The organism is Ralstonia pickettii (genome assembly GCF_030582395.1).
GTDB lineage: Bacteria > Pseudomonadota > Gammaproteobacteria > Burkholderiales > Burkholderiaceae > Ralstonia > Ralstonia pickettii_D.
Window position 1 is genome coordinate 1,216,981 of sequence record NZ_CP104381.1, and the last position, 21,591, is coordinate 1,238,571.

The window sequence follows — 21,591 nt, forward strand, 5'->3', positions numbered from 1 at the left end:
AGCCCGCATGGTTTGCGCCATGCGGGCTTTTTCTTTGTCTGCTGCTTTGTGGGTCTCGCAGACTGACATGCGCGCTCCATCTGAAGATGGCGCGCGCATCATCAATGCATCAGCCTTGACCGACGCTCTCCGGCACGCCTGCGGTCACGTTGAAGCCGCAGTCGACGTAGGTGATCTCGCCGGTCACGCCGCTGGCAAGGTCCGACAGCAGGAACGCAGCCACATTGCCGACTTCTTCGATCGTGACGTTACGGCGCAGCGGGGCGACGTCTTCCATGTACTTCAGCAGCTTGCCGAAATCCTTGATACCAGAGGCGGCGAGCGTCTTGATCGGGCCAGCCGAAATACCGTTGGCACGAATGCCCTTCGGCCCCAGCGCGCCGGCCAGGTAGCGCACGCCGGCTTCCAACGACGCCTTGGCCAAGCCCATCGTGTTGTAGTTCGGGACGATGCGCTCAGCACCCAGGTACGTCAGGGCGAGCAGCGAAGCATTGGGGGACAGCATCGGCAGTGCGGCCTTTGCCAGCGCCGGGAAGCTGTACGCCGAGATGTCGTGCGCGATGCGGAACGACTCGCGCGACAGGCCATCGATGAAGTTGCCGGCGATCGCTTCGCGCGGTGCAAAGCCGATCGAGTGGACCAGGCCGTCGAAGTGGCCCCAGTGCTGGCCGAGGTCTTCGAACACTTTGGCGATCTGCTCATCGCTGCTGACATCGCAGTCGAACACCAGCTTGCTGTCGAACTCGGTGGCGAATTCAGTGATGCGGTCCTTGAAGCGTTCGCCGACGTAGGTGAACGCCAGTTCCGCGCCTTCGCGCTTGCAGGCATTGGCGATGCCGTAGGCAATCGAGCGGTTGGACAGAAGGCCGGTAATCAGAATGCGCTTGCCAGCGAGGAATCCCATGGTTTCTCCGTACAAATGTGGGGCAACGTCGCGCCCGTATGTTGCTGTGGTCACTCGTCACTGCGGCTGCGCAGCGGCGGCATCCGGGGCACGAGGCAATTAGGTGGGCGCGATCATACCGGAAAGCGCGGGGCGCCTGCCCATTTGCGCGGTGCCGCACAATCCCTGCCGGCCTTGTCAATGCGGGACGATCCCCGGCCCTGAATTGGCTGAATTGCCACCTGGGGGCGTTAGAATCATCGAAAACAGTTTTTCAGACAGCGATCAATCGGATCAACGCATGCAAGGACTTTGGGGGCAAGGGGCGCAATGAGCGTGCGCGTTGCGACACACAAGCGATTCATGGCGCTGTTCAGCCTGCTGGGGGCGATCTGCGCGACTCCCGTGTGGGCGGCACACGGCTACGCCGAATATGGCGACCTCAAGTATCCCGCCGGTTTCTCCAACTTCGGCTATCTGAACCCGAAGGCGCCCATCGGCGGCATGCTGCTGCTCGGCAATCCAGACCGCCGCACGAGCTTCGACAAGTTCAATCCGTTCACGATCAAGGGGACGTCGGCGCCGGGGCTGAATCAGTTGGTCTTCGAAAGCCTGCTCATCACAAGCTGGGATGAAACCGCCAGTGGCTATGGCCTGCTTGCGGACGACGTGGCGGTCGCACCTGACGAACTTTCGGTCACGTTCCATATCAACCCGCGCGCGCGCTTTTCCAATGGCGATCGCGTGCGCGCATCGGACGTCAAATACTCGTATGACATGCTGATGGGCAAGGGCGCGAGCCCGGCCTATCGCAGCATGACCGCGGATGTGGCCAAGGTGACCGTGGTGGACGCCAGCACCATCCGGTATGACTTCAAGCGCAAGAACAAGGAGCTGCCGCTCATCGTCGGCGGGCTGCCGGTGTTCTCGCCCAAGTGGGGCAAGGGCCGCGGCAAACCCGACGACCCGGATGGCGGCAAGGATGTCGCATTCGACAAACTCACCTTCCAGGATCCCGTTGCCAGCGGGCCGTATGTGGTCGAGCGCTTTGATCCGTCGCGCGGCATCACCTTTCGGCGCAATCCCGACTATTGGGGACGCGACTTGAATGTTCGCCGGGGGTCATTCAACTTCGAGCGTATCCAGTACAAGCTCTACAAGGACGAAACTGCCCGCCTGGAAGCCTTCAAGGCCGGCGAGTACGACGCCATGGTGGAGTACCGCGCCAAGAACTGGGCCAAGAGCTACGTCGGCGTGAAGTTCCGCAGCGGCGAGCTGATCAAGAGCGAATTCCCGCATCGCAACGGTGCCGGCATGCAGGGCTTTGTGATGAATCTGCGGCGGCCTCTGTTCCAGGACCTTCGCGTGCGCAAGGCCCTGGCGTTGGCGCTCGATTTCGAATGGCTCAATCGACAGCTCTTCTACGGTGCATATCGCCGGCTCGACAGCTACTTCGCCAATAGCGAGCTGGCCGCGTCGGATTCGCTGACGGGCACGCCCAGCAAGGGTGAGCTGACGTTGCTGGAGCCGCTGCGCGGCAAGCTCGACCCCGAAGTGTTTGGCGTGCTGTCCGCCCCGCCTTCGACGGATCCCCCCAGCTCGCTGCGGGACAACCTGCGGCAGGCGCGTCGCCTGCTGGCCCAGGCCGGCTGGACGTACACGGACGGCGCGCTGCGCAACAGCAAGGGTGAGCCGTTCGTCTTCGAGATGCTCGATGACGGGGGCGCCATGAGCCGCGTCATGGCGGCGTATGCGCGCAACCTCGAGAAGCTGGGCATCCAGGTCAACCAGCGCATGACCGATTTCGCGCTTTACCAGAAGCGGTTGGAAGAGTTCGATTTCGACATGATCTCGCTGCGCTTTCCCGATTCGCAAAGCCCGGGCAATGAGCTAAAGGACCGCTTCGGCTCTGCGGCGGCTGACGAGGCAGGCTCGGACAATGTGATCGGCCTGAAATCACCTGCCGTGGACGCATTGATCGACGATGTGCTGCGCGCTGACAACCGCGACGAGCTGATCACCGCCTCGCGGGCGCTCGACCGCGTGTTGATGCAAGGCTGCTATGTGATTCCGCACTGGTATTCGGCTTTGCACCGCGTGGCCTACAACAAGAACCTGATGTACCCGGATCGTTTGCCGTATTACTACTCGGCCGAGGCCTGGGTGCTGACGGCCTGGTGGCGGATGCCGGAATCCCCCCAATCGGCTGCTAAATGACCGCATCGGTGACACCATGTTCGCGTACCTGATCAAACGGTTGCTGCTCCTGATCCCGACGCTGATCGGCGTTGTTACGCTCACGTTTGTCGTGATCCAGTTCGTGCCCGGTGGTCCGGTCGAACAGATGATGATGGAGATGAAGGGGCGGGGCGGTGGCGGCGAGGCCAGCGGTGGCGGCGCCTTCGACTATCGCGGGCGTCGGGGCGTCGACGCCGAGAAGATCAAGGAAATCCGCGCCTTGTATGGTTTCGACAAAAGCCCCGTCGAACGTTACTTCCTGATGCTTGGCCGTTTTGCACGCTTCGACCTGGGTGAAAGCTATTTCCAGCACCGCAGCGTGTGGGATCTCATCAAGTCGAAATTGCCGGTATCGATTTCGATCGGCTTGTGGACATTCTTTCTCACATATCTCATAGCCGTGCCGCTCGGCATTGCGAAGGCGGTGCGCGCAGGCAGCCGGTTCGATCTTGTGACCAGCATCATCGTGCTGGTCGGTTACGCCATCCCGGGCTTTGTGCTGGGGGTGTTGCTGCTGGTGCTGTTTGGTGGGGGCACATTCTTCCAGTGGTTCCCGATCCGCGGCATCACGTCCGACAACTGGGATCAGCTTGGCCTGCTCGGCAAGATCACGGATTACCTTTGGCACATCACGCTGCCCGTCATGGCGTCGGTGGTGGGCAGTTTTGCCGTCATCACCATGCTGACGAAGAACGCGTTCCTGGAGGAAATCCGCAAGCAGTACGTGCTGACCGCGCGTAGCAAGGGCCTGTCGGAGCGGCGCGTGCTGTGGAAGCACATCTTCCGCAACGCGTTACTGCCGCTGGTGACGGGCTTCCCGTCGGCATTCATTGGTGCGTTCTTTACGGGTTCGCTGCTGATCGAGCAACTGTTCTCGCTCGACGGCATGGGGCTGCTCTCGTATGAGGCCGTGATGCGACGCGATTATCCGGTCGTGCTCGGCACGCTTTACCTGTTCACGCTGATTGGGCTGGCTGCGCGGTTGATTTCCGACGTGTGCTACGTGCTGGTCGATCCGCGTATCCATTTTGGCTCGGTTGGGCGATAGGTGGGCCAGCAACCATGACGCAGTATTCCCGCACTTCCACCCAGGTATCCAACATAGCGGCGGCGCATCCGGTGCGCCATTCGCCGTCGCCGCTCAAGCGCGCGTGGCGTCGCTTCAAGCAGCATCGGCTGGGCTATTGGAGCCTGATCATCTTCGTGGTGCTGTTCGTTCTGAGTCTGGGCGCCGAATGCATTTCCAATGACCGGCCGCTGGTGGTCAAGTATCACGGCAACTGGTATTTCCCGATCGTGAAGGCATACCCCGAGACGACCTTCGGCGGGGATTTTCCGACCCCGACGGATTACCTCGATCCATTCATCCGGGACAAGTTCAAGGAGCCGGGAAGCTTTGCAATCTACCCGCCCAATCCGTACTCGTACGAGACGCTGAACTATTTCTCGAAGGAGCCCAACCCGGCGCCGCTGTCCGCTGACAACTGGCTCGGTACCGATGACCGTGGCCGCGATGTGTTTGCGCGGCTGCTGTATGGGTTCCGCGTGTCGGTACTGTTTGGGCTGGCACTCACGGTGCTCGGCGTCGTGGTCGGCACGCTGACCGGCGCGCTGATGGGCTTCTTCGGCGGGCGCTTCGATATGGTGTCGCAGCGGCTGATTGAAATCTGGAGTTCGATGCCGGAGCTGTATCTGCTGATCATCTTCGCGTCGATCTTCACGCCCAGCCTGGGGCTGCTGATCATCCTGCTGTCGCTGTTCGGATGGATGAGCCTGTCGGATTACGTGCGCGCCGAATTCTTCCGCAACCGCTCGCTGGACTATGTGAAGGCCGCGCGGGCGATGGGCCTGTCCAGCTGGCAGATCATGTGGCGCCACATCATGCCCAACAGCCTGACGCCCGTGATCACCTTCCTGCCGTTTCGGATGAGTGCGGCCATTCTCGCGCTCACGAGCCTGGATTTCCTGGGTCTCGGCGTACCGCCATCCACCCCGAGCCTCGGTGAGTTGCTTGCCCAGGGCAAGGCCAACCTGGATGCGTGGTGGATCTCGCTATCGACGTTCGTGGTGCTTGTGCTGACCCTCGTGTTGCTGACCTTCATGGGCGACGCGCTGCGCGATGCCTTCGACACGCGCTTGTCATTCGCGCAACTTCGCACGCGCCAGAAACCGGCGGGGGTGAAATGACCCGCGTCGATCTGCGCTCCTCCGCACCGAAGTACGACGGCCCGCTGCTGCGCCTGGATGACCTGTGCGTGCATTTCGAATCCGAGCATGGCGAGGTGACGGAAGCCGTCAAGCATGTCTCGTTCGACTTGCTTGCTGGCGAGCGTTTCGCGCTGGTGGGCGAATCGGGCTCGGGCAAGTCGGTGACCGCGCTATCGATCATGCGATTGCTCGCCGACGCGCAATACAGCGGTCGCATTCTGCTCGAAGGCCGCGATCTGCTGGCCGCCAGCGAGCGCGAGATGCGCGGATTGCGTGGCGCCGATGTCGCCATGGTGTTCCAGGAGCCGATGACGGCGCTCAACCCGCTGTACATGATCGGCAACCAGATCGTCGAAACGCTGGAATTGCACGAGGGCCTAGACAAGCGCGCCGCCAAGGCACGTGCGATTGCGCTGTTGGAGCGCACCGGTATTGCGGAGGCGCCGCGCCGGTTTGATGCCTTCCCGCACCAACTGTCGGGCGGTCAGCGGCAGCGCGCAATGATCGCCATGGCGCTGGCATGTTCGCCCAAACTGTTGCTGGCCGACGAGCCGACCACCGCGCTGGACGTGACGGTGCGCATGCAGATCCTGCAATTGCTGCGCGAGCTGCAAGCCGAGTTCGGCATGGCGATCATGCTCATCACGCACGATCTGAACATGGTGCGCGCCTTTGCTGAGCGCGTTGGCGTGATGGAGCGGGGCGTCCTGGTCGAGACCGGCAACACGGCCGACGTATTTGCCGCGCCTCAGCACCCGTACACGGTGCGCTTGCTTGAGAGCCGCCCGCAGCGCGACGTGCTGCCGCTGGTGCCTCTTGCACCGGTGCTGCTCGAAGCCGACAAGCTGACGGTCACCTACGAACGCCATCGCCCTGGATTTGCCGGCTGGTTCAGGACAGACCCGTTCACCGCAGTCGATGCCGTGTCGCTGAAACTGCGCGAAGGCGAGACGCTCGGCATCGTGGGCGAATCCGGCTCTGGCAAGACCACGCTCGCGCAGACGCTGCTGGGTCTGCAAACCGCAAAGAGCGGCGACCTGCGCTTCCTTGGCAACTCGCTGCTGCGCATTTCGCGCGATGAGCGCCGGGCGGTGCGCGCGCGCATGCAGGTCGTGTTTCAAGACCCGTATGGCTCGCTGTCGCCTCGCATGACGATCGAAGAGATCGTTGGCGAGGGCCTGGCGCTGCACCAGCCGCACGTCAACGCCACCGAGCGCCGTCACCGCGTGATCGAGGCGCTGCGCGAGGTCGGGCTGGACCGCACGGCGCTGGGCCGCTATCCGCATGAATTCTCGGGTGGGCAGCGCCAGCGCGTTGCCATTGCGCGGGTGCTGATCCTCAAGCCGCAGTTGCTGGTGCTTGATGAGCCGACATCGGCGCTTGACGTGTCGATCCAGCAGCAGGTGCTTTCGCTGCTCTCAGCCCTTCAGAAAAAGTACAACCTGTCGTATCTATTCATCAGCCACGACCTTGCCGTTATTCGCGCGATGTCACATCGCGTGGTGGTGATGAAGGATGGAAAAGTGGTGGAAGAGGGCGACACTGAGGCGGTGTTGGCGTCGCCTTCGCACCCCTACACTTGCAAGCTGATGGCGGCAGCCTCGCTCATCCCCGCTCGGGATAACCCGTAATTTCCACTGCTCTTGCCCCAGGTCAGTGCAGTTTGGATGCGCGGTTTTTGTAAGAATGCGCATCTAAAGTCATGTCTAAGTACCTGATTTGCATGTGGATTCCGAGGAATTTGTAACGACCTTTGACAAGTCAAAGTGTCACTTTTATCATCCTGCGAGATTGTTTTAACAAGATTCGGACTGTTCTCATTTGCGACGGCGTATGTCGGCCGCATCATTACAAGTTTCCGAGGGAGAGCCAATGCAGCATTTCGTACTTCATTCCATGGCGCGCCTGGCGGTAGGTGTTGTGATCGGTTGCGGCGTGCTCGTGTCGAATGCGGTGCATGCTGATACGGTCTTCAAGGACACGGAAGTCCGCGCCGACGTCAAGCCCGAAGCCAAGTCCGGCCTCATTTCCAACGTAATGAGCAAGACCGGCGACGTGGTCATGAACGCACTGGGCATGATCGGCCTGCGTTACCGTTTCGGGGGCAATACGCCGGAATCGGGCCTCGATTGCAGCGGTTTCGTCCGCTACGTCTTCAATGACACCTTCGGTTTCCTGCTGCCGCGCCGCGCCGTGGAAATGAGCCGCGTCGGCACCAGCGTCGACACGGCTGAACTGCGTCCTGGCGACTTGGTGTTCTTCAACACCATGCGCCACACGTTCTCGCACGTCGGCATCTATATCGGCGACAACAAGTTCGTGCACGCACCGTCCACGGGCAGCAAGATTCGCGTGGACGACATGACCGCCTCGTACTGGGTGACGCGCTACAACGGCGCCCGCCGCATCGAGGGCAATTCCGGTACCGCAATCAAGGACGGCGCCGATAACTTTGTCGAACAGCTCAAGCGCGTCGACCCGAACGCCGCTGGCAAACCGCTGGCAATGTACGGCGGTTGATTCGCTCCGATTTGCTATCACGCGATAGAAAAAAGACCGCCGCGGCGGTCTTTTTTGTTGCCTGCTGGCGGCGTGTCAGTGCGGTGGCAAGGGGGTGCCGACGACGGTCTGCGTCAGATGCAGCTTCTCGCGCAGCAACGGCATGGCGGCCTGGGCAGCCTGCTCGCCCGCGAGAATCGCCTCGTTGCGCGCGGTAAAGTCGCTGCCCTTCACAAACGGCAGCGACGGCGTGATGACCACATCGGCCTGGGCCAGCTCCGTCTTGCTGATGCTCTGACCCATGATGGCTGTCGTCTGCAGCAGCATGCTCGCCTGTCCTGACACAGCCTGGTTGGCAGGGTCTGCCGAGATGTTCACGGCAATCACGAACGTCGCGCCCATCTGCTTGACGTAGGTAACCGGCACTGGCGCCACCAAGCCGCCGTCCACATATTGGCGGCCACTGATCGTTACCGGCTGGAACACGCCTGGGATACTGCAGGACGCACGCACCGCCTGACCGGTATTGCCGCGCCGGAACAGGATCGGCTTGCCGCTCGCCAAGTCCGTCGCAACGATGCCGAGTGGGATGCGCATCTGCTCGATCGTCTTCTGCTTGACCAGCCGGTTGATGTATTTCTCCAGCGCCTCGCCCTTGAGCCAGCCGCCGAAGCGCGTTCCGAAGGGCAGCGCCCAGTCGGCGATCATGGCCTCGTCCATCTTGAGGGCCATGCGGTTCATCTCCAGCCCCGACATACCCGATGCGTAGATCGCCGCCACCACGCTGCCCGCGCTCGTGCCGGTGATGAAGTCAATCTGAATGCCCTGGGCTTCCAGCATCTTGATGACGCCGATGTGCGCAAAACCGCGCGCGGCACCGCCCCCCAGCGCCAGCCCGATCCGCAGGGGCTGTGAGGCGGGCAGGGCCGTCGGCGGTAGTACAGCCGTGGCGGGGGTGACGGGTGTTTCAGTTTTGCCGGGCGAAAAGCCCGTCACGGTGCAGGCGGAGAGTATCGAGGCGCCGGCGGCACCCAGGAAGAGGCGGCGTTGCATGAGGAGGTTGGGGCGGTTTGATATGCCGCGTAGTTGTGTTCAGTCGTAACGGAGCGCACTGCGGCCGGCCGCCATTGTGCCAAAGTTCGGCGACGGGTCGGCCAGACAGGCGCAGCTCGGTTGCTATAATTTCGGTTTTGATAGAGGCCGCTCAGGATCCGTACTCAGGGTCCGACCACGCGGCCTTCTTCGTTCGGCCATTCCTATGACACAGCGCGTCCGCACTCGTTTCGCTCCCAGCCCCACGGGCTTCATCCATCTCGGCAACATCCGCTCGGCACTCTATCCGTGGGCCTTCGCGCGCAAGATGAAGGGAGATTTCATTCTGCGCATCGAAGACACCGACGTGGAGCGCTCCAGCCAGGAAGCCGTCGACGTGATACTGGAAGCGATGGATTGGCTCGACATGGACATCGACGAAGGTCCGTTCTACCAGATGCAGCGGATGGACCGGTACCGCGCCGTGGTCGCGCAGATGGTGCAGCAGGAACTCGCCTACCCCTGCTACATGAGCACCGAAGAGCTCGACGCCCTGCGCGAAGCGCAACGCGAGCGTGGCGAGAAGCCCCGCTACGACGGCACCTGGCGCCCGATGCCTGGCAAGGTTTTGCCCACGCCCCCAGCCGGCGTGCAACCAGTGATCCGTTTCAAGAACCCCATCGGTGGAAGCGTCGTGTGGGACGACGCAGTGAAGGGCCGTATCGAAATCTCCAACGATGAACTCGACGACCTCGTGATCGCGCGCCCCGACGGTACGCCTACGTACAATTTCTGCGTGGTCGTCGACGACATGGATATGCAGATCACCCACGTGATCCGCGGCGATGACCACGTCAACAACACCCCCCGCCAGATCAACATCCTGCGCGCGCTTGGTGGTACGCCGCCGGTCTACGCTCACTTGCCGACCGTGCTCAACGAGCAGGGCGAGAAGATGAGCAAGCGCCACGGTGCCATGGCCGTCACCGGCTACCGTGATGCGGGCTATTTGCCCGAAGCCATCGTCAACTACCTCGCCCGCCTCGGCTGGGCGCACGGTGATGCTGAGATCTTCTCGCGCGAACAGTTCATCGAATGGTTCGACCTCGAGCACCTCGGCAAGTCGCCGGCCCAATACAACCCCGAAAAGCTCGCCTGGCTGAACAACCACTACATCAAGCAGGCCGATAACGTGCGCCTGGCTGATCTCGTGAAGCCGTTTATTGAAGAGCTGGGTGGCAAGGTCGATGGCGGCCCTGTGCTGGCTGACGTGATTGCGCTCGTGAAGGATCGCGCCAACACGCTCCGTGAAGTCGCGCAGACCGCGCTGCTGTTCTATCGCACGGATATCGCGGTCGAGCCGGAATTGGCTGCGCAGCATCTCACTGACGACGTACGCCCTGGCATTGCCGTGCTGGTAGAGAAGCTCGGCGCGCTGCCGGAGTGGAAGCGCGAGGCCATTGGCGCTGCCTTCAAGGAAGTGTTGGCGGCACAGGGCTGGAAGATGCCGAAGCTGGCAATGCCAGTACGCCTGCTGGTGGCGGGCCAACTGCAAACGCCGTCGATTGATGCCGTGCTGGAACTGTTCGGCCGCGACGTCGTTCTGCGGCGACTGGGCGCGTGATGAATCCGGCTCAAAAATTTTTGCGTAAGGGTATTGCCAAGCGCTAAACACTTCCCCTATACTCTTGTTTTCGCTGCAACACGAAGCGAAATGCAGTAAGAAGCAAGCAGTAAAAAGCAGTACCTTGGGGCTATAGCTCAGCTGGGAGAGCGCTTGCATGGCATGCAAGAGGTCAGCGGTTCGATCCCGCTTAGCTCCACCAAATGCCGGAAGATTCGATTCAAAAATAAATTTTGAAAAGAGGCTTCCAAAACGCAAAGAAGTCCGTTATAGTAGCGGACTTCGCAGCGTAAGACAGAAAGCGTTGCAAAACAGTTTCTGTCCCCTTCGTCTAGAGGCCTAGGACATCACCCTTTCACGGTGAGTACAGGGGTTCGAATCCCCTAGGGGACGCCAAAACAAGAGCTTAACCAGAAGCTCATAGCAAGATCAGTCTCTAGCTGATGTTGCGACCGACACGGAGCGGTAGTTCAGTCGGTTAGAATACCGGCCTGTCACGCCGGGGGTCGCGGGTTCGAGTCCCGTCCGCTCCGCCAAATCAAAACCCGCTGCTTGCAGCGGGTTTTTTCTTTTGCGCTTTCTATTCAGTTCTAGTCATTCCAGATTGACGTCGTTTTAAAGCGGCGGCGAATGGCTTTCTTTAATCGGGCGTACGGCTAACTCGATTGAAATAGCTGACCAGCAACGCGCCGGCCACCATCAAACTGAGCGCATTGGCCGCCCAGAAGCCGGCTGCGCCACGCAGTGGCGTCGCAAACTCCCCCAGTAGTCCAAATCCGAGCACATAGCCGCCGCCCAGACCCACGCCCCACAGCGATAAGGCGTAGATGACGGTCGGGATGAGCGCAATTTTGTATGCGCGCAGGATGAATGCGGTCATGACCTGCAGCGCATCGAACATCTGATAGAAGGCGATGAAAGGCAGCAGGGGCACTGCAATCGCCAGGACAGCAGCATCGTGCGTGTAGAGGTTGACGAGCTCGTGCCGCAAGAACAGCACGGTCGCGCAAACGATGATCGCGCACATCACCGCCAATTTGATGCCGTTCAGCGAGATGCGTCGGGCCGCAACGCGATCGCGCGCGCCGATCGACTGCGCAGCCAGCGTCGACGTCGCGATCGACAAGGATAGCGGCACCATGTAGGCCACCGCCCCAAGGTTGGCGGCAATCTGATGCCCCGCCAGGACCACCGTGCCAAGGCGTGCGATGAAGATCGCCATCAACGTGAACGACGTGATCTCGATCAGGTAGGTGAAGCCCATCGGCACACCCAGGCGTACCAGCGCCCACAGCCGCGCGCGATTGGGTGGCGAGTACTGCGTGAAAATCGCAAACGGCTTGTACGCTGGATTGCGCATCAGGATGGCGGCCGCGGCCACAAACCATAGCCAGCTGATGATCATCGAGGCGAGTGCGCATCCTGGGCCCCCCATCGCCGGGATGCCGATGCCGCCATACAGGAACAGTGCGTTCAGCGGAAACTTGATGGCAAGGCCGGCAAGCTGCAGCACCGTGACCATCACAGGGCGCGATAGCGCATTGTTCAGCGCCGAGTAGATCCGGAAGCCGAGCGCTGCAGGTAACGCGAGCGCTTCATACCGCAGGTAGGCGGTGGCTTTCTCGGTGAGTTCCGGTGTCGCATCCGCCAGTCGCAGGAGCGGCGCAGGGAACCACAGGATCAGCATGCCGATCGCTGCAAGCACCAGCCCAAGCCAAACCGCCTGGCGCACTTCTTCGCCGATCTCGTTGTGCCTTTTAGCGCCATACAGTTGTCCGGCGGTGGGCGAGAGCGCTTGCAGCACACCCATCAGACTGATGTACACCGTCACGTAGATCGACCCGCCGAGCCCGATGGCAGCGAGGTCTGCCGCCGATGCCCGGCCCGCCATCGCCGTATCCAGCACGCCGAAGGCAATGACAGCCAACTGGCCGATCAGTACCGGCCAAGCCAGTGCGGCAATGCGGCGGACGTCGGCGACGAACATATGGGTGCTACCTGAAGCGTTATTGACGCAGCTTGCGTCGGCGTGTGGTGGCTGGTGTGGGCGGCGGATGCGTTGCCGCGGCGGCCTCGGTCAGGCGGTACATCCGGAAATGTTCGTCGCGGTCGGCCGGGCGGCGGCCCTCCCAGAGCAGGCGCCATTCATAGTTCGAGACGCTCGTCGGCGCGCCGTAGTCGTACGGATCGTGGCGTAGCAGGATGTCGCAGTTGTCCTCGGCGCTGCCAAAGCGGATGTGACCAAAGTACGCAAACGAGGCAAGCTGCGCGTCGCCCATGCGGATCGGCTGCACGCACGTGTAGGTGCGCGGCAGCGCAAGGGCGGCCGACTGCGCAACATCACGGTACGTCTTGGCGTAGTTGATGGTGGGCAGCCACAGCGTCATCATCAGCACCCACATGAGCGTGGTGCCGGCGGCCGAGATCACCACGGCGCGCCAGATGGCCTTGGGTGCGCGCGATGTGCGCCAGACCACGATGAGCACCCACGCCGCGGTCACGAGCAGCGCGCAGACCAATGCGGTCCAGCTGAACTCCGGCCGGTAGCCCGGCACGATGCGGTACACGTTGCGCGCAAGCTGAGGCGGAAAACCCGTCATCTTGGCGATCCACAGCAGCCATAGCGTGCCACCCAAGATGGTGAAGGCCAGCAGAGCAAACCAGTCGATTGCGCTGATCACGCCACGCTTGAGCGTTGGCAGTGCGAACGTGGCCATCACGGCCATCGGCGGAATCAGCAGCAGGAAGCCGTCGTCGCCCGGCTGAGGCTGCATGAGCAGCAGCACAAACTGCGGCAGGAATACCGCCAATGGCAATGTGATATGCGGAGCGGTACGCATGCCGCCCCAGCTCTTCCAGGCCCAGGCAGCCAGCGGCCAGACCGGCCAGGCAAACAGCGGCAGGTTGCGAGCGACAAAGCCAAGCGAATGGGCGGTCGGGCCCGCGTATTGGTGGCGATCGAAGCGTGCCCATTCGCGAATGTAGGTCACGGCATCCGTCGGATTATTTGCCAGCAGATACGCCATCGCCGGCCATGACCAGCCGAGTACGAGCGACACCGGCAGCGCCACCGTCATCAGCGGGCGCAGCGGTAAAACGCGTGTGGCATGCGCCGCGATCAATACGGCCAGCGTAATTACCAATGGCAGGATGGGGCCGCCCGCCAGAGACAGGCAACCGATACCGATGCCGTAGATGAGGCAGCCCTGCACCGGCTTGTCCAGCGCTCGGATCAAGCCATACACGGCGACCGCCACGAAACACAGGGCCCCGACCAGCGGTGTTGTTTCATGGCCGCGCTGCGCCAGGCCCACGCAGGCCAGAAAGATCAACAGTGCGCCGTCCGCCAGCGTACGGCCGTAGTCGCGCGTGTTGGGCTGGCCCCCGAAGACAAACTCAAACGGTTGAACCTCCGCGCGGCGGCCCAGCAGATAAGCGCCATACCAAATGCACGCGCTGGTAACGAAGAAGAAGAGAGCGGTGGCCAAGCGCGAGGCATCCGCCGGGCCGAGCCATTGTCCGAAGAGGCGAATGAACGCGCCGCCGATCCAGAACACCAGCGGGCCCGACTGCGCGACAGGACGCCCCACAATGTTTGGCATCAACCAGTCCTGCGCATTGCCGGTGGCCAGCGTCCACATCGCGCCGAAGCCCGCGGCGTCTTCGTTCTTCCACGGGTCGCGCGAGAACAGGCCCGACAGGCCGTAGATCACGCAGATGGCAAGCAGCAGCCAGCGCGGCAACTCTCGGGTGGCAGCGGCAGTCAGGCGGATGCGCGAGACGCGGGTGGTGTTCATCGGGTGTCGGACCGGGCGAGCCCAGTCGGGGTTGCACTGGAACGTGCGAATCGTAAAGAGCGGCCGAATCAACGGCCTAAGCATGTACCGAGAAACAAAAAAGGCAGCCGGAGCTGCCTTTTTCTGACCAGTGAGACGGGTCATCTGGTGAGCCGTCTCCGGCGCCGGTATTACTTGGCAGCCTTGCCGATCTTGCTGCCGAACTTGTTGCGGAACTTTTCCACGCGGCCGGCCGTGTCCAGAACCTTTTGCTGGCCCGTGTAGAACGGGTGCGATTCGGACGAGACTTCGATCTTGGCCAGCGGGTATTCCTTGCCGTCCAGCGTGATCATTTCCTTGGTCTGGATGGTCGAGCGGGTGATGAACTTGAAGTCGCTGGACATGTCCTGGAACACGACTTCGCGGTAATTCGGGTGAATGCCTTCTTTCATGATGGGCCCTGGGGTAGAGGTAGCCAATTCGCGGCGCGCTTCCGGCGCTCACAGGGTAGGAGCCACCGTGCGACCAACCTTCGAATCACTTGCCGGGTGGAGAAACGAGAATTATGCCAGAGAAACAAAGGCTTGAGCAACGCGCTTGCCGCAAAATCCGTGGCGTCGGCACCTCGAAAAGTGACAGAAAGAGCCTATTTTGGTCAAGGTTGGCCGAGACGCTCGATTGTGAGCACGCCGTGGCCGTCCAAATCCATGGTCTTGGTGTCGCCGACACGCAACGAGGTGTCGACATTGCCCGTCCAGGTGTCGACGCGGGCGGGGGCTTCGGCGTCGGGCGACGGCTGGAACCGATGCAGCGTTACACCGATGGACAGCGTCTGAAATTCGCCCGAAGCGACCATCGGCCGCAGAGTGACGTCGAGGCCAGTCTTGGCCCAGCGGTGACGTAGGAATTTGCACGTGGTGGTGTCGCAGCCCTGCGGGATCGTGTCGTCGGGCAGGCCGGCGGCGAAGCGCGTCTCCCATTCTTTGCGCGGCATCGAACCGCCCACGTCGTACGTATGCGTACGTTCGAGCAAGGCGACGTGCTGCCCCGTCGTGGTTGTCTCCGTCGCAAGCGTGACGCGTTTGGTTTCGGATTGCCCATCGAATTGCGCGGTGATGCTGAGGACCACGGGCGCGGTGGGTTGTGCCAACGCTGGGCCGGCAGCGAGGCAGCAACCGAGCAGCGTTGTGCGAAGCGCTTGGCGAATCTTCATGGCAGGGATCCCTCCTGGCGTTGCTCGGAGTCCAGCACGCGCCGTGCCGGATCCTGCAGGTAAAACGCCTGCAAGAGCGCATACAACGATGGCAGCGCCTCAAGCAAGGCCACCGGTTCAACGAAAAACACTTCCGAAGCCACCGCAAAGAACTCGGCCGGATGCTGGGCGCCATAAGGGTCGAGCACCGATAGGATCGGGTCGTCGCCCCAACGGCGCTCCGGAATCTGCTCGCAACGATTGACGAACACGTCGTACTTGGCATAGAGGTCATCGGCCCATTGCTCGCGATCAACGTTGGCATGCAGGCGTGATGAAAACGCCGGGATGCCGTCCGACTCGCCGTTGAGCATGTCGAGCTTGTGCGCGAACTCATGCACGACCACGTTGTACGGCTGCGCGCCGGGCTGGGCCAGTGCGCTTCCGAGTTCGATGTCCTGCCACGAGAGAATGACGGGGCCGTGCTCCCATGCCTCGCCGGCGGCTTCTTCGCGCACGTTGTGCACGACGCCGTCTTCGTCCATGACTTCCTTGCGGATGACAAACTCGCCGGGGTAGATCACCACGCCGTGCCATCCGCTGTACCACGAGATGCCAAGCTCCAGGATCGGCACACTGGCCTGCACGGCAATGCTGACCACCATGTCGTCGGTGAGCGGCAAATCGTGCGCTGTGGTGAATTCCTTTTCGGCGATGAAGAGCGTGGCCGTTTCACGCAGGCGTGCGAGGTCGGCGTCGGACCAGTCGAGCAGAAAGGGCAGGCAACCGAGTGCGTGTGACCACAGCGCGTCGGAGATGGCGTAACGCGCCAGCCGCCGCGTACGTGCGCGGCCTGAGAACCAGCGGAAAACGGACGAAAGCATGCGGCCAGTATATCGGCCGTCGCGTGCGATTTTGGGACGTGCGCTCTCGCTTTGGATGGAGTCAGGCGACCGAGAGCAGGCGCGCGCCGCGCTGATTGGCGACGTACACCGCCTCAGTGCGGCTGCGGACCTTCAGGCGCCGATACAGCGTGCTGATATGCGCCTTTGCTGTTGCTTCGGAGATATTCAACATTCGGCTGATGGTCTTGACCGGATGACCGCGCGACAGCAACACCAGGATCTCGTACTGCCGCGGCGTAATGCCAAGCAGCTTGGGATCGGTCTGCGGATCGCCTGCCAGCGCCGGATTGGGCGCGCCATCCAGGCGCGACTCCGGCAGCAGGGCGCTGGCAGGAATGTATTGGCCACCTACCAGCACAAGTTCAAGAGAGGCCGCGATGACTTCGCCGGGTGAATGTTTAAGCGTGTAGCCGGACAAGCCCATCTGCATGAGCGTGCGGATGATGTCGGGCGATTCGGATTCAGCGAGCACGACCACGTGGCGCGCGTGCGGCCTGTGCATGATCTCGCCGATGGCTGACAGCTCATCGAGATGTGGCAGCGGCAGGCCGATGACAAGAAGGCCCGCGTCGGCATTGGTTTCGATGGCGTCGAACATCCCTTCGTCTGGCTCGACGACAGTGACGCCAGTGACGCCCTTGAGCGTCCGTAGCAGGTGCGCAATGCCTGTACGCACCAACGGATGGGCTTCGATCAAAACAGTGTTCATCGTTGTTCTCGACCTGTTACCGATCTTGCGAACATCCTTGTCGCCCCAGGCGAGATACAGGCCGGAGCAGACCCCCGTTCCGAATCATTTTAGTGGCGGAAGTCAAAAATGACAGCCGCGCCAGCCATGCCTCGGGACCATCGTTGCCGAGTCCTGGCTACTGTAGCGCAGCGTTTGCCAGGGCGCGCAATTCGGCTACCGGAGAGCCTGTACCCATCACAGCGGCATTTTTATGGCGCCAGCTGTTTCAATCGCGACACAAAATCGCTTGCGATGTCGGGTTGCTTGCGTCTCCGCGTAGAAAATATCCCGTTAAAACAAGGCATTAGCCGTCCTGGCATGGATGTCGCTCTAAACCCGTGGGGAGGAGCGAGCCATGCCGACAATCGCGCAGCGCTGTGCTCGACGTTTGCCGCTTGGGTGGACGGTCGAGAAGACCGGAGTGGTCGCGAATCGCATGGCCATGCGCGTCATGAGGCCGGCGCTCGGAGTAGACGGCGATTTCATCGTTCGGCGTGCAATCACGCCGCTGATCGCCCTTCGAAGTGTTCTCGCCGATACGTTGCCGGCGCGACTCGCCTTCGGTCTTATTCCCACCCTCGCATTCGATCCATCCACTGGTTCTGTTGTGTCCGCGCTCACGGACGGCGAACTGAGTACGTCGCATGCGTGGCTTAACAATCCAACGGCGCTGAGGCTTGCGCAATCCCCCCGGAAGTGGGGTGTGCCCCGATGTATGCCTGCTGCCGTGCCGGATTCCCGTCGCCGCGACAATGTTGGGTGGTACCGCCTCACGCGTCGCGCCTTGCAGCGCGCACTGAAATGTGGCGCCTTAGCAACGTACAGCGAACTCTCGCTGCAGCTTTTCAACGGTTTCGTGCTCCGTCCCCCGGCGGACACTCTTTTCTCACCCGCGATCCTCGAGTGGGGGCCGAATGCAAGCCAACATCACGGCGTGTGCCGCGCTGGCACCGCCCTTTCATTCAGCGCTCGCTCTTAAATCGAGCCTATTGAACCAAGGCGTGGATGGGCCAGCGGGCGTAGCCTCGCGCTACGCTCGCCGGGAGGTAGAGCCGCCGAGGGAGCCTAAGCCGTATGCAGCGGATGTTCCGCCCGAATTCCGTGCTTTTGCATCAGCCGATACAGCGTGACGCGAGACACCGCCAGTTCGCGCGCCGTCATGCCCATGTGGAACCCGTTACGGGCGATGGCCGTGCGGATGGCATCCGACTCGGCGCCTTCGCGGGCTTCCTCCAGCGTCTGGCCCGACACGGACGCATAGCCTTCGAGGTGCAGATCGGCGGCGGAGATCTTGCGGTTGTCGGTCATCACCAGTGCGCGACGCACGCGATTGATCAGTTCGCGAACGTTGCCCGGCCAAGGGTAATGCATCATGGCGTGCAACGCGCAGGGCGTGAAGCCTCGGATGCGGTGCGAGGCTTCGCTCGCGTGCTGAGCCAGGATATGTTCGGCCAGCAGTACGATGTCGCTGCCGCGCTCTCGAAGGGGCGGCACCGACAGGGTGAGCACGCACAGTCGATGGAACAGATCGGTCCGGAATCCGCCGTGGTGTTGGGCCGCTTCCAGATCCACATGCGTTGCCGAGATGATGCGGATGTCCAGCGGAATCGCCTGGTGCCCGCCAAGCCGCGTAATCGTGCCTTGCTGCAGGAAGCGCAGCAGGCTGACCTGGCTCTCGAGCGGCAGGTCGCCGATTTCATCGAGGAACAGCGTGCCTCCGTTTGCATGCTCGACCCAACCGATATGACGCTGATGCGCGCCGGTAAAGGCGCCTTTTTCGTAGCCGAACAATTCAGACTGGATCAGGTGCGGCGGAATTGCCCCGCAATTGATGGCGATGAACGGACCGCCTGCGCGAGATGACGCCTCATGAATGGCCTGTGCGGTCAGCTCCTTGCCGGTGCCCGACTCCCCCGCGATGAAGGCCGGCGCGCTATTTTGGGCGACCTTGCGGATAGCGCGAAACAGTGCGTGCATGGCGGGGCACTCACCGAGCATGCGCGCATGATTCGCCTTGGGCGTCGGCGCGGCTTCCTGTGCAAGCGACGCCATGCCCCAGGCGTGACGCAGAGAATACGCAGTCTCGTCCGTGCGCAGCGGCATCTGCACGTAATCGACGCAGTAATCGCGCACGAGCTGGCGTACGCGTTCCTGATGCAGCATGGCCGGTGGCAACGCCGCCACCCAGCCCACATGCGGCACCTGCATGCACCGCTCGAGCAAATCCAACTCCGCAGCCGAGAACGCGCTGCCGAAATCGACCAGCCCCGCCTTGGGAACGCCGTCACGAATGGCACAGCCCAGCTCACGCATCGACGTTACCCGTCGCACGTGCCAGTCGGCACCCAAAATCGTTTCGTCGATCTCCCCCATCCCCGCACGTGACGCCACTACGACGGTTCGGCACGCAGCAGTACATTCCAGCGACTCTTCTCGCATGGTTTCCCCCGTTCGATTTTTGGTGTGGGTCCTTCTTTGCCGAGGCGGCTCGGCCAGGGCAGGCTTGCAGTATGGTTGCCGGGTTTCTCTTTTGCGATGACGTTTAAGGACGATGGTGGCAAACGCTTGCGCACCGCGCCCGTAATGCAAATGAACTAGCGAATTTCACAACTTTGACGAGAAAATCCGCTGGGAAAAACAACCGCTTGACGGGGCAATAAAAAAGCGCACCACAAAGGGTGCGCTTTTCGCCATGCGGCCAGGAGACTTAGCCGCCGCGTCGCATCATGTCGAAGAATTCGGCGTTGTTCTTTGTTGTCTTCAATTTGTCGAGCAGGAATTCCATTGCCTCGACTTCATCCATGTCGTGGATGAACTTACGCAGAATCCACACCTTCTGCAGAATGTCCGGCTTGATCAGCAGTTCTTCACGGCGCGTGCCCGACTTGTTCAGGTTGATGGCGGGGTAGACGCGCTTTTCGGCCAGACGGCGTTCCAGGTGCACTTCCATGTTGCCGGTGCCCTTGAATTCTTCGTAGATCACGTCGTCCATGCGGCTGCCAGTTTCGATCAGCGCCGTGCCGATGATCGTGAGCGAACCGCCTTCTTCCAGGTTACGTGCTGCACCGAAGAAACGCTTCGGCCGCTGCAGGGCGTTCGCATCGACACCGCCGGTCAGCACCTTGCCCGAGGTCGGCACGACAGTGTTGTAAGCGCGTGCCAAGCGCGTGATCGAGTCCAGCACGATCACGACATCCTTCTTCAGCTCGACCAGGCGCTTGGCCTTTTCGATGACCATTTCGGCCACTTGCACGTGACGCACGGCGGGCTCATCGAACGTCGATGCCACCACTTCGCCGCGCACGGTGCGCTGCATTTCGGTCACTTCTTCCGGACGCTCGTCGATCAGCAGCACGAACAGCTCGGCTTCCGGATGGTTGGTCGCGATGGCGTGCGCAATGTGCTGCAGCATCACGGTCTTGCCTGACTTCGGGCTTGCCACCAGCAGCGCGCGCTGGCCGCGGCCGATCGGGGCAATCATGTCGATGATGCGGCCGGTGATGTTCTCTTCGGCCTTGATGTCGCGTTCGAGCGTGAGCGGCTTGTTCGGATGCAGCGGCGTCAGGTTCTCGAACATGATGCGGTTCTTGACCGCCTCAGGAGGCTGCGCGTTGACCTTGTCGACCTTCACCAGCGCGAAGTAGCGCTCGCCGTCCTTGGGTGTGCGGACTTCACCTTCGATGGTGTCACCGGTGTGCAGATTGAACCGGCGGATCTGCGACGGGCTGATGTAGATGTCGTCGGTGCTGGCCAGATACGAAGTCTCGGGCGAGCGCAGAAAACCGAAACCATCGGGCAGCACTTCAAGGGTGCCGTCACCGAAAATCGTTTCGCCCTGTTTCGCCTTCTTTTTCAGGATGGCAAACATCAATTCCTGTTTGCGCATGCGCTGCGCGTTATCGATCTCCAGCTGCCCCGCCATTTCCAGCAATTGGGACACGTGCAAGGATTTCAGTTCTGTCAGATGCATAGACGAAAGATGAGGGAAGGCCCGAACGGGCGGCGAAACGAGAAACGGGGGAGGGGGGAAAGGTCGAGCGAACGCTCGGAGAAACAGATTGGGTGCCATCTTAGCACAACGCTGGCGAGCTTCCAGGCGGAAGTGCGCCAGCGTGTGTGGGGGGCAACGCGAAAGGTTGCCCGCAGCCGGAAATGGCTTACAGGTGGCTGTCCAGGAATGCGGTCAGTTGCGACTTGGACAGTGCGCCCACCTTCTGGGCAGCCACGGCGCCGTTCTTGAACAGAATCAGCGTTGGGATGCCGCGAATACCGAACTTGGCCGGCACGCCCTGGTTCTCATCGACGTTGATCTTGGCGATCTGCACCTTCTCGCCGTAGTCCTTGGAAACTTCGTCCAGGATCGGGGCGATCATCTTGCACGGACCGCACCATTCGGCCCAGAAGTCGACCAGCACGGGTTTGTCGGACTTGAGCACGTCTGCCTCGAAGGACGCGTCGCTCACATACTTGATCTGTTCGCTCATGGCGGGAACCTCTGTTATTT

The 21,591-nt window shown here is 61.7% G+C and carries 18 protein-coding genes and 3 tRNA genes; 10 read left to right on the plus strand and 11 right to left on the minus strand.

What is annotated here, in order from left to right; all coding sequences use genetic code 11:
- Positions 1-109: 109 nt before the first annotated feature.
- Positions 110-904: an enoyl-ACP reductase FabI gene (gene fabI, locus N5B55_RS05945; protein WP_154207323.1), complete on the minus strand. Its 795-nt coding sequence runs from the start codon at positions 902-904 to the stop codon at positions 110-112.
- Between the two features lie 309 nt (positions 905-1,213).
- On the opposite strand from fabI, the gene N5B55_RS05950 reads away from it, so the two are divergent.
- The 5 genes from N5B55_RS05950 to N5B55_RS05970 all read left to right on the plus strand — a co-directional run bounded on the left by N5B55_RS05950 (position 1,214) and on the right by N5B55_RS05970 (position 7,849).
- Positions 1,214-3,100 carry an extracellular solute-binding protein gene (locus tag N5B55_RS05950; RefSeq protein WP_304539488.1) on the plus strand — a complete coding sequence of 629 codons (1,887 nt, stop codon included), beginning with the start codon at positions 1,214-1,216 and terminating at the stop codon, positions 3,098-3,100.
- 16 nt (positions 3,101-3,116) lie between these two features.
- Entirely contained in the window at positions 3,117-4,169 is a 1,053-nt protein-coding gene (locus N5B55_RS05955) for a microcin C ABC transporter permease YejB (RefSeq protein WP_116574839.1), read from the plus strand.
- 14 nt (positions 4,170-4,183) lie between these two features.
- Positions 4,184-5,308 (plus strand): ABC transporter permease, encoded by a 1,125-nt coding sequence (locus tag N5B55_RS05960; RefSeq protein WP_304539489.1) that lies wholly within the window; start codon positions 4,184-4,186, stop codon positions 5,306-5,308.
- A complete protein-coding gene (locus tag N5B55_RS05965; protein WP_304539490.1) occupies positions 5,305-6,960 on the plus strand; it encodes an ABC transporter ATP-binding protein in 1,656 nt (551 codons plus the stop codon). The genes N5B55_RS05960 and N5B55_RS05965 overlap by 4 nt, the downstream gene beginning before the upstream one ends.
- A 241-nt stretch (positions 6,961-7,201) precedes the next feature.
- Entirely contained in the window at positions 7,202-7,849 is a 648-nt protein-coding gene (locus N5B55_RS05970) for a C40 family peptidase (RefSeq protein WP_009238440.1), read from the plus strand.
- Positions 7,850-7,924: 75 nt separating this feature from the next.
- Here the strand turns inward: N5B55_RS05970 and N5B55_RS05975 are convergent, their stop codons facing one another.
- Positions 7,925-8,881 (minus strand): patatin-like phospholipase family protein, encoded by a 957-nt coding sequence (locus N5B55_RS05975; RefSeq protein ID WP_012761744.1) that lies wholly within the window; start codon positions 8,879-8,881, stop codon positions 7,925-7,927.
- Between the two features lie 205 nt (positions 8,882-9,086).
- Between N5B55_RS05975 and gltX the strand changes: the two genes are divergently transcribed.
- The 4 genes from gltX to N5B55_RS05995 all read left to right on the plus strand — a co-directional run bounded on the left by gltX (position 9,087) and on the right by N5B55_RS05995 (position 11,020).
- On the plus strand, positions 9,087-10,484 hold the full coding sequence (gene gltX / locus N5B55_RS05980; RefSeq protein WP_304539491.1) for a glutamate--tRNA ligase: 1,398 nt from the start codon (positions 9,087-9,089) through the stop codon (positions 10,482-10,484).
- Positions 10,485-10,610: 126 nt separating this feature from the next.
- Positions 10,611-10,686, plus strand: a tRNA-Ala gene (locus tag N5B55_RS05985).
- 118 nt (positions 10,687-10,804) lie between these two features.
- Positions 10,805-10,880: transfer RNA gene (locus N5B55_RS05990), tRNA-Glu, on the plus strand.
- Positions 10,881-10,943: 63 nt separating this feature from the next.
- A tRNA-Asp gene (locus N5B55_RS05995) sits at positions 10,944-11,020 on the plus strand.
- 104 nt (positions 11,021-11,124) lie between these two features.
- Here N5B55_RS05995 and N5B55_RS06000 read toward each other — a convergent pair.
- The 6 genes from N5B55_RS06000 to N5B55_RS06025 form a co-directional block, all read right to left on the minus strand.
- The gene (locus N5B55_RS06000; RefSeq protein WP_304539492.1) at positions 11,125-12,471 is read right to left on the minus strand and encodes an MATE family efflux transporter; all 1,347 of its coding nucleotides are present in this window, start codon (positions 12,469-12,471) and stop codon (positions 11,125-11,127) included.
- Positions 12,472-12,490: 19 nt separating this feature from the next.
- Positions 12,491-14,281 (minus strand): ArnT family glycosyltransferase, encoded by a 1,791-nt coding sequence (locus tag N5B55_RS06005; RefSeq protein ID WP_154207330.1) that lies wholly within the window; start codon positions 14,279-14,281, stop codon positions 12,491-12,493.
- 170 nt (positions 14,282-14,451) lie between these two features.
- Positions 14,452-14,712: a type B 50S ribosomal protein L31 gene (locus N5B55_RS06010; RefSeq protein WP_004626237.1), complete on the minus strand. Its 261-nt coding sequence runs from the start codon at positions 14,710-14,712 to the stop codon at positions 14,452-14,454.
- A gap of 203 nt (positions 14,713-14,915) precedes the next feature.
- Entirely contained in the window at positions 14,916-15,473 is a 558-nt protein-coding gene (locus N5B55_RS06015) for a hypothetical protein (protein ID WP_304539493.1), read from the minus strand.
- Entirely contained in the window at positions 15,470-16,336 is an 867-nt protein-coding gene (locus N5B55_RS06020) for a zinc-dependent peptidase (RefSeq protein WP_304539494.1), read from the minus strand. Before N5B55_RS06020 ends, N5B55_RS06015 begins: the two co-directional genes overlap by 4 nt.
- Before the next feature lie 61 nt (positions 16,337-16,397).
- On the minus strand, positions 16,398-17,066 hold the full coding sequence (locus tag N5B55_RS06025; RefSeq protein ID WP_009238433.1) for a LuxR C-terminal-related transcriptional regulator: 669 nt from the start codon (positions 17,064-17,066) through the stop codon (positions 16,398-16,400).
- A 376-nt stretch (positions 17,067-17,442) separates the two neighbouring features.
- Between N5B55_RS06025 and N5B55_RS06030 the strand changes: the two genes are divergently transcribed.
- The gene (locus N5B55_RS06030) at positions 17,443-18,066 is read left to right on the plus strand and encodes a hypothetical protein (protein WP_304539495.1); all 624 of its coding nucleotides are present in this window, start codon (positions 17,443-17,445) and stop codon (positions 18,064-18,066) included.
- An 86-nt stretch (positions 18,067-18,152) separates the two neighbouring features.
- Here N5B55_RS06030 and N5B55_RS06035 read toward each other — a convergent pair whose 3' ends face one another.
- The 3 genes from N5B55_RS06035 to trxA form a co-directional block, all read right to left on the minus strand.
- Complete coding sequence (locus tag N5B55_RS06035) at positions 18,153-19,526, minus strand: sigma-54 dependent transcriptional regulator (protein WP_065857609.1); 1,374 nt, start codon at positions 19,524-19,526, stop codon at positions 18,153-18,155.
- A 268-nt stretch (positions 19,527-19,794) separates the two neighbouring features.
- Complete coding sequence (gene rho, locus N5B55_RS06040; protein WP_027677655.1) at positions 19,795-21,057, minus strand: transcription termination factor Rho; 1,263 nt, start codon at positions 21,055-21,057, stop codon at positions 19,795-19,797.
- 187 nt (positions 21,058-21,244) lie between these two features.
- Positions 21,245-21,571 (minus strand): thioredoxin TrxA, encoded by a 327-nt coding sequence (gene trxA, locus N5B55_RS06045; protein ID WP_004626253.1) that lies wholly within the window; start codon positions 21,569-21,571, stop codon positions 21,245-21,247.
- Between the last annotated feature and the right edge of the window lie 20 nt (positions 21,572-21,591).